This is a genomic window from Glaciecola petra (assembly GCF_031846345.1).
In the GTDB taxonomy this organism is placed as follows: domain Bacteria; phylum Pseudomonadota; class Gammaproteobacteria; order Enterobacterales; family Alteromonadaceae; genus Glaciecola; species Glaciecola petra.
Genome location: NZ_JAVRHX010000007.1, coordinates 128,136 through 142,384 on the forward strand (window position 1 = coordinate 128,136; position 14,249 = coordinate 142,384).

10 protein-coding genes are annotated in these 14,249 nt (G+C 42.2%); 6 read left to right on the forward strand and 4 right to left on the reverse strand.

Annotated features, from left to right (window positions below):
* Positions 1-5: 5 nt before the first annotated feature.
* From RM552_RS16725 to iadA, 4 genes are all read right to left on the reverse strand, one after another.
* Positions 6-1,691: a Mur ligase family protein gene (locus tag RM552_RS16725; RefSeq protein WP_311370025.1), complete on the reverse strand. Its 1,686-nt coding sequence runs from the start codon at positions 1,689-1,691 to the stop codon at positions 6-8.
* A gap of 13 nt (positions 1,692-1,704) precedes the next feature.
* Positions 1,705-4,527: a cyanophycin synthetase gene (gene cphA, locus RM552_RS16730; RefSeq protein ID WP_311370026.1), complete on the reverse strand. Its 2,823-nt coding sequence runs from the start codon at positions 4,525-4,527 to the stop codon at positions 1,705-1,707.
* Positions 4,528-4,760: 233 nt separating this feature from the next.
* On the reverse strand, positions 4,761-5,579 hold the full coding sequence (locus RM552_RS16735) for a cyanophycinase (protein WP_311370027.1): 819 nt from the start codon (positions 5,577-5,579) through the stop codon (positions 4,761-4,763).
* 5 nt (positions 5,580-5,584) lie between these two features.
* Positions 5,585-6,733: a beta-aspartyl-peptidase gene (gene iadA, locus RM552_RS16740; RefSeq protein ID WP_311370028.1), complete on the reverse strand. Its 1,149-nt coding sequence runs from the start codon at positions 6,731-6,733 to the stop codon at positions 5,585-5,587.
* Between the two features lie 414 nt (positions 6,734-7,147).
* Here iadA and RM552_RS16745 point away from each other — a divergent pair, with 414 nt between their 5' ends.
* The 6 genes from RM552_RS16745 to RM552_RS16770 all read left to right on the forward strand — a co-directional run.
* Entirely contained in the window at positions 7,148-8,404 is a 1,257-nt protein-coding gene (locus RM552_RS16745) for an efflux RND transporter periplasmic adaptor subunit (RefSeq protein ID WP_311370029.1), read from the forward strand.
* A gap of 69 nt (positions 8,405-8,473) precedes the next feature.
* Positions 8,474-9,220 carry an ABC transporter ATP-binding protein gene (locus tag RM552_RS16750; RefSeq protein ID WP_311370030.1) on the forward strand — a complete coding sequence of 249 codons (747 nt, stop codon included), beginning with the start codon at positions 8,474-8,476 and terminating at the stop codon, positions 9,218-9,220.
* A 1-nt stretch (position 9,221) separates the two neighbouring features.
* Positions 9,222-10,535, forward strand: a complete 1,314-nt coding sequence (locus RM552_RS16755; RefSeq protein ID WP_311370031.1) for an ABC transporter permease — start codon at positions 9,222-9,224, stop codon at positions 10,533-10,535.
* Positions 10,536-10,559: 24 nt separating this feature from the next.
* Entirely contained in the window at positions 10,560-11,768 is a 1,209-nt protein-coding gene (locus tag RM552_RS16760; RefSeq protein WP_311370032.1) for an ABC transporter permease, read from the forward strand.
* A 33-nt stretch (positions 11,769-11,801) separates the two neighbouring features.
* Positions 11,802-13,166, forward strand: a complete 1,365-nt coding sequence (locus RM552_RS16765) for a sigma-54-dependent transcriptional regulator (protein WP_311370033.1) — start codon at positions 11,802-11,804, stop codon at positions 13,164-13,166.
* Positions 13,167-14,249: sensor histidine kinase (locus RM552_RS16770; protein WP_311370034.1), on the forward strand; the 1,083-nt coding region annotated here is incomplete at its 3' end.

Consider the following 14,249-nt stretch of genomic DNA (forward strand, 5'->3'; position numbering starts at 1 on the left):
TTTTATTAGGCAGATAAGCTATGTAAGTACGCTTCTACTTTTGTTCTATCACTAAGGACAAAAAGTAATACCAGATCGCCTTTTTGCGCGTTTTGTAGTGCGTATTTTGTACCGGCAAGGGGGTCGTCAACACACTCAATGTTATTACTATTTTGACCTTTTTCTATTAAATGCGTTTTTACCAATTGACTGATTTCATGCATTTCTCGACCACGCAGATAAATCTCTATCTCAGCCAATATATATGTAGCGGGTTGCAAGGCTAACACAGTGTCGGCGACATCTAATATTTCCGTATCAGAGCGATCACCACCATGGCTAAACATTACATGAACTGCGCCAGCCGACATGTTTTTCGCCATATCCATAATAGCTTGCATGCTATGCGCATTATGTGCAAAGTCGACGATAACCGTCACGCCATTAATATTGTAGATGTTGCCTCTGCCGGGATTATCTTGTGGGCGGCTACCAAATCGCGTTAAGCCATCAATAATGGCATGGTTATCGATATTTAGTGCTTTACAAAGCCCCACCACACCCAAAGCATTTTGTGCATTATGCATGGCAGTGCCGTTAACGGTCATAGGGAAGTCTTTTATGTTGCCCATAGAATGTTGACTATGTTCTGAATAAATTAGTTCAGAATTTTCAATATAAACACAGGGCAGAGCAAGCTCACGGTTATTCTTAATAAGCGGATGGTTGGGATTTGTGCTGAACCAACAGATAGGAACGCGATAAACCGAGGAGTAGGCAGCTAAGCGTTCATCGTCGGCATTCAATACGAGCAGACAATCATCGCTTATTGCCTTTCCTAACATCAGTTTCACTTGTGCGATGTCATCGACAGTATTGATGCCATATTGGCCTAAATGATCAGCCGCAGCATTTGTCACTAATGCTGCGTTTGCTTTGTTTACTGGTATACCTCGACGCAATAAACCGCCTCTTGCCACTTCTAAAAATGCGATTTCAGTGCGCTTATCGCGTAACAACATGCGTGCGCCACCGGGCCCAGAATAATCACCTTCATCAATAATGGAATCGCCAACTTTAATAAAATCGGTTGATGTTACCCCTGCTTGATAACCGGCAGATTTAGCAATTTCGGCAGCTAACCTCACGCTGGTTGACTTGCCATTTGTGCCGGTAATAAGCGCTATTGGGATGTTAGCATAATCTTGCCAGTTGATATCTTTGGCATAAGGAAATGAATCAATTGCCCACGTATGTGATTTAGGGCCCGTGCCAAGACTGACTTCGTCATCATCTGATAAACAAACTATATTTTCGGTTTTTGCAGCCGCAATGAACTCAAGAAGTTTTTCGTTTTGTTCTTCAGCAATACTCCTTTTTAAAGCATCTAAACGTTCATCAAAGTTAAGTGTATTGGAGGGAACAAGTGCTTCTTTGCAGCAGTCCCAAGCCAGCTCTAATAGGTCACATGCGCTATACAAAACATCCATGTTTGCTGAAATAGAAATGCTTAAGCCATTTTCGTAAAAACGATGGTAATAGCGAGATTCCCAATTAACTGAATCTAAACAATGTTCAAGTTGTTCAGAAAAACATGCTAATACGGTGTTGTGATCAACTCCGCTAAATTCAACGTCAATAATGGCGCCAGGATAATCGGATAACAAATTGGGACCCGTTAAGCGCCTTACTTCATCTAGCACTAACTCCATATAGTACCTCTAACTAATCAGACTCTTCGTCGCGTTCAACAACAATATGAACACCACGCTCGTCTTGTACTAAACGCTGCCCGCTTTGTAACTCAAATTTGTGCTCTACAGGCTCAAACAGTTTTTCCGGGAAATCCTCTGAGGGCTCTTGCTCTTCGCTGGCTTCTGGCTTTTCAATATCTTCGTTAAAGTGCACAATTTGTTTCCAGCAACGGGTAATGTTGTCGCCTAAAATAACCAACAAGTCGTCTTGTTTACAGTTTTCTAAACCAGCATGAACACCTTCTTCCTCACTCGGAATTACAAAAATCCGGTCTTCGCTTACTCCAGCCTTTATTAAGGTATCTTTAATCAACTCAGGTACTTCATCATGACCCCGTCCGCGGCGGTCGTCATCTGCCTTACAAACAAAGTAATCAAAGGCCTTGGCAACAATTTCAGAAGCTTCAATAACATCTTCGTCTCTTCTATCCCCCGGCATCGCCATAACAATATGGCGTTTGCCTTTAACCTCTAAGCGTGTTGCCAGGTCAGAGATAGTTTGAATTGCAGCAGGATTATGTGCGTAGTCTAAGATGACTTTAAACGGGTGCTCATCAAATATATTTAAGCGCCCAGGAGCTTGATAGAACGACGTGTTGAATATACGTAGGCCTTGTCTAATATCTTCCAAAGAGGTGTTAAAGTTATACGCCATAGCTGTAGCAAACATTGCATTTTGCACGTTATGTAGGGCTTTACCTTCAATGGTCGATGGTATTAAGTGAGTCCAAAGTAAGGGGATATGTGCGCCTTTATCATAAATAGTAATCATGTCACCGTTAATGCCTTTTTCGAGCACCACAGCCATGCCACCAGAGCGAATATGTTCGCGCACTAAACCATGTCCTGAATCCATCGTGACATAACAGATTTGTTTAGCTGAACAGAATTCAGCCATTTGCAAGCAGTTGATGTCGTCGGCATTAAGCACAACGCAGTCTTCGGCGACTTCGGCCACTACCCTTTTAATTTGTGCGAGTTGTTCAAGCGTATTGATACCACGTTGACCTAAATGGTCTGCCGCGATATTTAGCACAGCGCTAACGTCGGTTCTTGTATATCCCAATCCACGTTTTACGATACCACCGCGAGCGGTTTCCATGATGGCAAAATCAACGCTCGGGTCACGTAATACGATTTGCGCTGAAGTAGGGCCGGTCATGTCACCCTTGACGGTCAAATGACCGTCAATATAAACCCCATCGGTCGACGTCATGCCAGTGGTGTATCCTGCACTTTTCATTATGCTTGCGAGCATGCGTGAAGTAGTTGTCTTACCGTTAGTGCCGGTTATGCCTGCCACCGGGATACGCGCATCACTACCCGCAGGGAAAAGCATGTCCATGACTTTACCCGAGACATCTCGAGGTGTTCCTTCACTTGGCGCAACATGCATTCTAAATCCTGGCGCTGCATTGCACTCGCATATGCCGCCGCCAATTTCTTTGTATGATTTACTGATGTCGTCTGTTAAAAAATCGACGCCGCCAATGTCTAAGCCAATAGCTTTTATGGCACGAACCGCCATATCACGGTTGTCAGGGTGCACGATATCAGTAACATCAATGGCCGTGCCACCGGTTGATAAGTTTGCGGTTGAGCGCAAATAGAACGCATGATCTTTTTCTAACACGGTATCTTTAGTAAAGCCTGCCTCTTCCATTAGTCGATTAGCTTGATTGTCTAATTCTAATTTGGTTAAGACTTTTTCGTGGCCAACGCCGCGACGAGGGTCTTGATTCACAATGTCAATTAGTTGTTCAATACTGTGCATGCCATCTCCAACAACATGCCCAGGAACACGTTTAGCAACAGCAACTAACTCGTCGTTTACGACCAGCATTCTATGGTCATAGCCGGTTAAAAAGCTTTCAATAAGCACTGCACGGCTAGTGCCATGGGCTTGCGCTTCTGCAAATGCGGTGGCAACTTCTTCGTCATTATTAAGATTAATACTGACACCTCGTCCATGGTTCGCATTTAAAGGCTTTAATACTACAGGGAAACCAACTCTGCGAGCGCCTCTTATTGCTTGCCGCTCGCTATATACCATCATTTGCTGTGGTACGGGTAAGCCTAGGTCGTTAAGTAAATTATGGGTGTCCTCTTTGTCACAAGAAATTTCAACAGCAATATGTTTTGTTTCGCTAGTAATAGTTGCTTGTATTCGCTTTTGATATTTACCGTGGCCAAACTGCACAAGACTATAATTATTAAGTCTCAGCCATGGAATGTCGCGATCTTCAGCAGCAGCAACCAGTGAACCCGTGCTTGGACCAAATTCCTTACGTTGTGCCATTTTAATGAAGTCAGTCAATTCTTGTTCAAAATCAAAGTCGTCATCTATATTTGCACCAACAGCTTCTTGTACATTTTTGGGCATTAAATGCTCCAAAAGACGCATACCAAGGGCACCGGCTTCAAGCCCTACATCTTTTTGGTGGTATTGATAAACTACATAGTAACAACCGGGGTCATCTAGACTTCGCGTACGTCCAAAAGAAACATCAGACCCAGCGAGGTTTTGCAGCTCTAGCGCTACATGTTCCCAAATATGACCAATCCAAGTCCCTTCGTCTTCGCGTAAGCGTCTTAAAAAGCCGCCTTCGCTGCCGTATGAACATCCGTGAGTTTGAAGGCTAGGTATAGCATTCACTAGGCCTTCAACAAAGTCGGTGCCAAGCTTTGCGGATGGCCAATGTTCAAGTTCTCCAATATCAATTTGAAAGCAAATTACCGGAAAATTAGCATATACATTTGGGCCAACATATACGTTGCGGCTAAGAATTTTCATACCTGCTGTATCCTTTGTTCTATATTGCGTTGACGAAGTGCTATTTTTGACTTTTTTTGCACCGTCAAACGATGAAATTTAGACGATTAATCACCACAGTATTCGGGCTGTCTGGCGATTTTTTCCTTAGATATACTAAAGTACATAAAAAGCGCTGCGAACGCTAGCGCTGAATAGTATATTTTGCTCAAATTTAAAGCGTATTAAAAACCGTTTAGCATGCAAGCTCAGATCTAATTTACGTATGCTTTGCGTTCGCCAATATTAAAACGTCCGCCAGCCGCCAATATATGCACTTTAAGATTAAGTAATGTGAGCGCATCACCTCGCCTTGCTTCTGCCATAGATGAATATTCTATATCGCTAGGATCAACCACCGTGATAGCGCCACTTCCTACTACCGTGAATTCATTGTTATGATCGATAAACGCAGCGGTATCTTCATCCAAACCAACACCAATTAAAAACGGATTGTACGAAACAGCAGAAAGTAACCGAGACAATCGGTTTCGTTCGTTAAAATGCTGGTCAACCACAATAGTATTGATGAGGCCCATACCGGGCGCTAAATTAACGCCGTCTTCAGTTGGCACGATACCCGTGGTGCCGCCAGTAATCATATGTTGAGACACAATAGCCGCACCTGCCGATGTCCCTGCATAATTTACCCCTTGGGCATTCAGTTGACGAATTGTTTTTGCAATTGGAGTGCCACCTAATATGGTCGATAAACGCAATTGATTGCCGCCAGTGATAAAAATACCGGTGCTCTTTTCAAGTGTTTTTACGTAATCCGCATTTTGTGCGTCACTGCGTTCTGTGATGGGTAAAGAATAGGTTTTTTTTACGCCTATTTCTTCGAATATTTTTTGATAGCGCTGTCCAGTGTCGTCTAATTGTGAAGCCGTAGGAATAACAGTAATGACCGCGTCTGTTCCGCCAGACAAGGCCACAAATTTAGCTAATATTTCGGGATTTTCAAATTTTTCTTCGCCACCACCAATAGGTATTACATAACCTCTGGTAGTGCCTTTAATAGTTGGTGAGGGCATAATAATTACTCGAAAGTGCCTTTTATAATTTGTTGTTTGTGTTGCACATGCAAGTGCCCTAAGGCCATGACGTGCTCTATACGATTATTGTTATCAAATATGATTAAGTCGGCGTCAGCGCCTTCTTTAATTCGACCTTTGTTATGAAAGTTCATTAGTTCAGCCACATTAGTGCTGAAGAAAGGTAAAAATTGTTCTACTTTTTCGCCTGCATCAAGCAATTCATAGAAGACATTTGTCATCGAAATTGATTCGGCAAAGTCCATATTTTTTAAACTGCCATCGGCATGGAAATTGGGCAAGCAACCGCCGCCATCAGAGCTGATAGTGAGTTTGTCTTGTGGCAAGTCTTGACGCATATATCTTAGTAAAGCCTCGGGAGGTTCAAATCCTTCATCGCCTGTTTCAAATGCAGTTACGTCGACCCAACAACCTAGCTTCGCCAGTTCACAAGCTTCTTCAAACAAAAATCGCTGACGGTTAATATGGGTAGGATTAAATGTGCGAGGCGGTATTTCTGATACCGATAACGCTTCGCGAACAAGGCTTAAACCGCGTTCACCATCACCCAAATGCAAATGCAACATACCCGCTTTACCAGTCATTAGTCTTGCTACATGAGCTTCAGAGGCAATTTTTAACAGTTCGTTTAAGGTAGGTTGACTAGAGCGATGGTCGCTTATGGCGAGTTCTCCTACTCCTATTACAGGCTCTACAAATACAATGTCTGATTTTACTGAGCCCGTTAGTGTGGTTGGTGGCAAGTGATAACCACCAGTATAACAATATGCTGAAAAGCCTTCTTCGCGCAAAGCATATACCTGTGCTACCAATGACTCGGTATTGCGAGTGAGGTCGTCTGTACCTAATAATCCCACCGCGGTGGTAACGCCAGCACCGGTAAATTTACTCAAAGGAACCGGTGGTACTCGCGTTGAAAAGCCTGCCTCACCGCCACCGCCGGTAATATGCGTATGGCCATCTATAAACCCAGGCGTAAGCATGGCGCCTTGTGCATCAATGACCGAGTGTGGCACATTCAGCGAAATATCTGCTTCACTGATTAAGCAAATCTTTGAGCCAGCAATCATCAAGTGTCTTAAACCCAATGGCTGAGGAGCAAATACATTCGCATTTTTAATAACTGTTATCAAAACTTTAAACTCGTAGTGTGTTATGTGCAGTTTAGATTTATCTAGCTCTCTATTTAGTAGCCTTCTGCATATGCGGCCTAATTCTATATGTTGTGGGCCAAAAGGCATAATGCTTTTTGATTTTAAAAGTGTCCGTTGCGGACACTTTTTCTGTCCGCGGACACGCAAAAACCAATTTCAAAATAGAAATAATGCAATAAAAACAACATCATAACACTTGGCATGAATATCGCTACTGTCGTCAATAGTAAAACAATATTGGCTTAACGATAGCCTAAATAGAAAAGGACACATATATGATAGCTACTTACTTTCTTCTTTCGCCATTAACTGTCCTGATATGCGCCTGTCTTATTGCGTTTATCGAAACCCGCATCACTGAATAATTAAAGTCGAGTAATAAAAGGAATAGTCATGATCCAGGATACCAGTGCACAAGACATCGCTTTAGAATCAAAGACGAATATGAAAAAAGTCATTTTTATCGTGATTGTTGTCATTGGCCTGTTTTTTCTTGGTGCTAGTATGCTATTTAGCTCACCTTCAGCCAATCGCTCTATTGAACGTGCATCAGTGCAAATAGCCACCTTGGAAGTGGGCGATTTAATCCGTGATGTGTCGGCTACAGGACGGATAGTGGCCGCAAACGCACCGCAACTTTATAGTCCAGAGCAAGGTTATGTAGAGTTAAAGGTTCAAGCAGGCGACACGGTGAGTATTGGTCAAATAGTAGCAACAGTCGAAAGCCCAGAACTACAAAATCAACTAAAACAAGAACGCTCAGAAATGGAGCGCTTAAAAGGCCAACTCGCTAGACAAGAGTTAGACGCACGTCGACAAACCTTGCAATTGACTAAAACCCTAGATTTAGCCGAAGTTGACTTACAGGCTGCGGAGCGAGAAGAGCGCAGAGCACAAGCATCTATCGTTAACAATTTAATTTCGCAAATTGATTTAGAAAAAGCGGTAGACGATTTAGCACGGGCAAAATTGTCTTTTAAGCACGCAAAACAAGAAGTGGCGTTAGCTAAAGATACTTTAGCTTTTGAGTTAGACAGTGCCCGCAGTACCGTTTCGCGCCAAGCACTTGTAATAGACGAGCTGGTACGAAAAACAACGGACTTAGATATTAGAGCCACTGTTGATGGCGTGATAGGCAATTTATTATCTCAACAGCGTTCATTAGTTGCGCAAAATGCTCCTTTAATGACCTTAGTCGATTTGAGTGCTTATGAAGCCGAATTGAATGTCGCAGAAAGTTATGCCAATGACTTGAGTTTGGGTATGCCAGTGGAAATAAGTATTGGCGGCCAAAAAATAGTAGGGCAATTGTCGGGTATTTCGCCTGAAGTCACCAATAGAGAGGTCACAACTCGGGTTCGTTTTGATCAACAAGACATTGCTGGCATTCGTCAAAACCAACAGCTTTCGGCTCGTATTTTATTAGAGAACAAATCAAACGTGCTAAAGGTACGTCGAGGTAGTTTTGTACAAGCTGGTGGATTTGTGGCCTACAAAATAGAAGGGGATGTTGCTACCAAAATCGATATTCAACTTGGTGCAAGGAGTATGCGCGAAGTAGAAGTGCTAAGTGGTTTATCGGCTAACGACCAAATTATTATCTCAAATTATGATGAATTTATTGAAAGCGATTCGGTGCTGTTGAATTAATTCAAAGCACTCGTGAAAGCATATTTTTAAACAATTTAAAGTCAGTATTTACTAAAAAAGGACATCACAATGTTATCCATGAAAAATATCAGCAAAGTTTATCAAACCGAAAAAGTGAGAACACACGCACTACGTGATTTTGATTTACAAGTAAACGAAGGTGAATTCATAGCGGTAACAGGGCCTTCAGGTTCGGGCAAGACTACTTTTTTAAATATTGCGGGCATGTTAGAACCCTACACTAGTGGCGAATACATGTTAGATGATGTAAACGTGGGCACACTTTCTGACAATCAACGTGCTGATTTACGTAATCAAAAAATTGGCTTTATATTTCAGGGCTTTAACTTAATCCCCGATCTTAATTTGTATGAAAATGTTGAAGTTCCACTGCGATATCGTGGTATTAAGACAGCCGAGCGTAAACGCCGTATTGAAGAATGTTTGGAAAAAGTAGGTTTAGGCAGTCGTGCTAAACATTTACCGCAGCAATTATCGGGCGGACAACAACAACGTGTTGCAATTGCCAGGGCATTAGCTGGGCAACCTAGGTTTCTGCTGGCTGACGAACCTACAGGAAATCTCGATAGCCTCATGGCACGTCAGGTTATGGAGTTACTTGAAGAAATTAATCGCGATGGTGCAACTATTGTAATGGTCACACACGACCCAGAACTAGCCCGCCGTGCCCCTCGAAATATTCAGGTAGTAGATGGCCAGTTGGCTGACTTTACGCTTTACCAATCTCGAGAAAAAGAAATTATCACACCTAGCATCAAACCAATTGACCTTAGCAATAACCCTGTGGAGGCTTAATATGTTTTTTCATTACGTAGATTTAGCTTGGCGCAGCTTTAAGCGTACCCCGGTTGTTTCGGTGCTTATGGTGTTGGCAATTGCCATTGGGATTGGCATTACAATGACCAGCTTGTCTGTTTATCACATGATGTCGATGGACCCTATTCCCCACAAAAGCAGCAAACTATATGCGGTACAACTAGATACCATGGACGATGGCGAAGAATGGTGGACAGAAGATAATTTGCCCACTCAAATTACGTATAAAGACGCTATGTTTTTAAACGATGTAGATTTGCCTTATCGCAAAATAGCATCAACTCGTACAGGGTTCACGGTGCACATGAATTCTAGTGAAGTGAAACCTTTCTTAGAAAGTGCTCGTGTAACAGGCAATGAGTTTTTTGCTATGTTCGATCTAGAGTTTCTATATGGTAATGCATGGAGTAAAGAACAATATCAAAGTGCGGCCCCTGTTGTTGTGCTTAGCGAGAGTATAAACGAAAAATTGTTTGGCGGCGAAGATTCGGTAGGCAAGCAAGTTTATTTAAACGACGAAGTTTTTCAGGTGGTAGGTGTTATCAAGGAGTGGGATATCCACACTAAGTACTACGATTTGAACAATGGCTCTTTTAATTCGCCTGAAGACTTATTTATTCCTTTGTCTTTAATTAAGGCTAAAGAACTCACTACTTGGGGTAACACTAATGGTTGGAAGTACCAAGAAATTAATAGCTTTCAAGATAGACTCAACTCAGAATTACTATGGGTGCAGTTTTGGGTCGAGCTAAACAACGAGCAAGAAAAACAAGCATTTAGTGAATATTTGACTAATTATTTGGCAGAGCAGGGGACTTTGGGTCGTTTTGAACGCGAAAAAACTGAATTTTCTTTACGTAACGTTAATGAGTGGATGGAATACAACAATGTGGTATCTGAAGATAACCGTTTGTTGGTAGGGCTAAGTTTTTTGTTCTTAACCGTATGTTTAGTGAATATTCTTGCGCTACTTTTAGCAAAGTTTTTGCGCCGGGCGCCAGAAGTGGGAGTGCGCAGAGCATTGGGCGCTAGTAAGTCTCATGTGTTTGCGCAACATTTAGTTGAAGTGTCTATGTTAGGTTTCTTTGGTGGCGTAGTTGGAATAGGCATCGCTCAACTTGGTCTGTGGGGCGTACGGTCTACTTATAGTTATTTCAGTGCCCTGGCTACCATGGATTTAAGCATGCTTTTTGCGGCGCCAATGATTGCTATTGTTTCTTGCTTAATTGCAGGTGCTATTCCGGCCTGGTTGGTGTGCAAAACACAACCTGCTATTTATCTTAAAACTCAATAAACTCACTTTTAAAGGACTGTTATTATGTTAGAGATTAAACCTATATTTAACGCTTTACGTCGCTCCAAAGTGAGTACATTTTTACTTTTGATTGAAATAGCTATTACCTTAGCGATAGTGAGCGTTTCTGCCTTTGTTATTGTAGACCGTATTAATTATCTGCAACAAGAAACCGGTTATCCAGAAGAATCACTACTGCATTTTAGCGTACTGACTTTTGGTGATGTTGATAGGATGCAACAAATCGAATTAGATGAAGAAATGCTACGCAACATACCGGGAGTGGAAAACGCAGTGTTTATGCAGGATGTGCCTTTGTCTGGCAGTGGCTCAGCGTCAAGTTTTGATTCGCATCCCGACCCAGACATGGAAAATAATAAAGGTATCAGAGCCGCGTATACCGCCGGTGATGAGAATATGATTGATACTTTAGGGGTGAATTTAATAGCCGGGCGTGACTTTAGAGCAGATGAAGTGAAATTTGGCTTGTCGAGCGAAAACCGCCCAACCGTTGTAGTGGCTAGTAAAGCTTTTGTCGATGAGATGTTTCCCGAAGGAGATGGTTTAGGAAAAACCGTTTATTTTGGACGTTCACCTATAAAAATTATTGGTATAGTCGAGCAAATGAAGGGACCTTGGCTACAGGATTCACGTTCAGATAATGTGGTTATATTTCCTTATGTCGAAACAAGAAGCTTTGACCACTATGTGGTGAGAACTAAGCCGGAAGAACGCACCGCAATTAAGCGTCAAATTGAAGAGTTGATGTTAGCCAATTATGATAAACGTGTGATTAATCCTGCGCGTGGCTTTGATGAAGCAAAAGCAGAATATAATGCTGGTGACATACTAATGACACGCATGCTAATGGTGATAATCGTTGTATTAGTCTTGATAACAATTGTAGGTATTTTTGGTTTGACCTTGTTTAATATCAATAAACGTACAAAACAAATCGGTACGCGCAGAGCGCTAGGTGCACGCAAATCGGATATTATCAAATACTTTTTGGTAGAAAACGCTATGGTGTGTATTGCAGGCTTAGGGGCAGGTGCTTTAGGTGCAGTCTATTTGGGCACATTGCTATTGGAAGAATATTCCTTGCCAGCACTAGACAATAGCTTCATTCTATATACTGCCTTATTTGTACTGGCGATTAGTTTATTGTCGGTATTGATACCCGCAAACAGAGCGGCTAATATTTCACCCAGTATTGCCACACGCTCAATTTAACAAGACAAATTAACAACGGTAGAGAAGCAAAACGTGAACAAAAAAGCTGTTGAAAAAGTCTTAATTGTTGATGACACAACGGCAGTGCTGCAGGCATTGTCGTTGTTGCTTGAAATTCATGGCTACGACGTAGTCACCACCAACTCACCTGAACAAGCCATAAGCATTGTTAATCAATTACGAGTGTCATTGGTTATTCAAGACATGAATTTTACTCGTGACACCACTTCGGGCGAAGAAGGCAAAGCTTTATTTGAATCGCTCAGGGAACTGAACCCCAATTTACCCATTATTTTAATTACCGCTTGGACTGATTTAGAGCAAGCAATTGAATTAGTCAAAGCTGGGGCAGCCGACTATATTGCTAAGCCATGGGATGATCAAAAGTTACTTACCAGTGTTGGCAATTTAATTGAGTTGGGTAAATCGCGCTCGCAAACTGAGCAACTTGAACGCCATCAACAAGCACAAAAACCTTCTCAATCTGCCGCAGAACAAGTTGGTTTGATTTACTCGAGTACCGCGATGCAGCGAGTGGTCGACATGGCGATTCAAGTGGCTAAATCTGACATTTCGGTATTGATTACTGGCGCTAACGGGGCGGGAAAGGAAAAAATCGCAGAGCTTGTACAAGCTCAATCGAGTTTGGCCAATAAGCCTTTTATCAAAGTAAATTGCGGCGCATTGCCAGGAGATTTACTTGAGGCCGAGCTATTTGGGTCTGAGGCAGGCGCATATACAGGGGCAACCAAAGCTCGAATAGGACGATTTGAAGCCGCAGACGGTGGTACTTTATTTTTAGATGAAATCGGTAATTTGTCGTACTCAGGGCAAACAAAATTGTTACGTGTATTACAAACAGGCCAATTTGAAAGGCTTGGCTCCGTCAACACACTACAAGTCAATGTGCGGGTAATCTCGGCGACCAATGCTAATTTACTTGAGCAAATAGCCAATGGCGAATTTAGAGAAGATTTGTATTACCGTTTGAACGTGATTGAGCTGCAATTGCCCGCTTTAGCGAAACGACCCGAAGATATTATGCCTTTAGTACAACACTTTTTGCCAGCACGACAGCTTAGTTTATCGGCAGAACAAGCGCTATTGTCGCAAACTTGGCCGGGTAATGTCCGCGAATTAGAAAACGCATGTAAACGTGTGGCGGTATTAAAACCGGAAGGAATTATTGAAACTGAAGACTTTGCCTTCAGACAGGATGTTGCGTTAACAAGTGTTACTGGTAACGAGCAAAACCCATCGTCACAAGAACCAGATAAAGTGGCTTTAGAAGAGGCTATGCATCTTCATCAAGGGGTAATTGCTAGAGTAGCACGGCAATTTGGGATGAGCCGTCAGGCCTTATATCGGCGTTTGAATAAATTTGGCATTGAATATTAAATGATTGTATCGGTTACCGCACGTGTGTGGATAATTTGCTTGCTGTGTAGCCTTATTGGTGTGTTGCCCATTTATTGGTTGTTAGACTGGACCTGGGTACAAAAACTTCTATTGACTGTAGGGGTATTGTTGGTAAGCGTCTGCGCTGCGCGCTTTATGTTAAAAGACATCAAAGAGGGTCTTTCTGCTTTAGAGCTTGGGTTGCTAAACATGAAAGACGGAGAATTTTCAAGTTCCTTGTCTTACAACAAAAAAGACCAATTGGGCGAATTATGTGAGCTTTATAATCAAACCATCGATAAACTACGGGAAGAAAAACACTGGCTTTATCAACGGGAATTATTACTAGATAAAATTACGCAAAGCTCCCCAGATGTGTTGTTTTTAGTCAACGATCAAGGTGTGGTCATTTTTAGTAACATTGCTGCACGACATTTCTTTTCTACTTTTGATGGTATATCGGGTCGACAAATAAGTGCACTTTTAAAAAATGCGCCTCAAGGAGCCATTGACGCCATTAATGCTGGTAAAGAAGGTTTATTTAGCATTCATCACAAAGACAAAGAACCCGAGACTTGGCATATGTCGCTCGGTAGCTTTAATCTCAATAATCAATCTCACAATTTATATATTTTAAAACACATGACACGCGAATTGAGTCGTCAAGAAGTGGTGGTTTGGAAGAAAGTTATACGGGTGATTAGCCATGAGTTAAATAACAGTTTAGGCCCGATTTCGTCTATGCTGCACAGTGGCCGAATATTAAGTCTTCAAGTAGATGAAGACCGACTAGCTAGGGTCTTCTCGACCATAGATGAGCGTATTAAACATTTAAGTGATTTTGTGCAAGGTTACGGCAAATTTGCCAAAATTCCAGAGCCAAAAGTGCAGCGCCTTAGCGTTTTAGACGTATTCGATCAATTGGCTGAACAATGGCAATTTACTTTACTTTTACCTGAGAACACTGACAAAGAGCTAGTGTTGCATGCTGATGCTGCCCAGTTTGAACAACTGATGATCAATCTATTGAAAAACGCGCATGAGTCGGGTTCGAAAGCGGAAGATGTTAGCGTTGAAATTTCG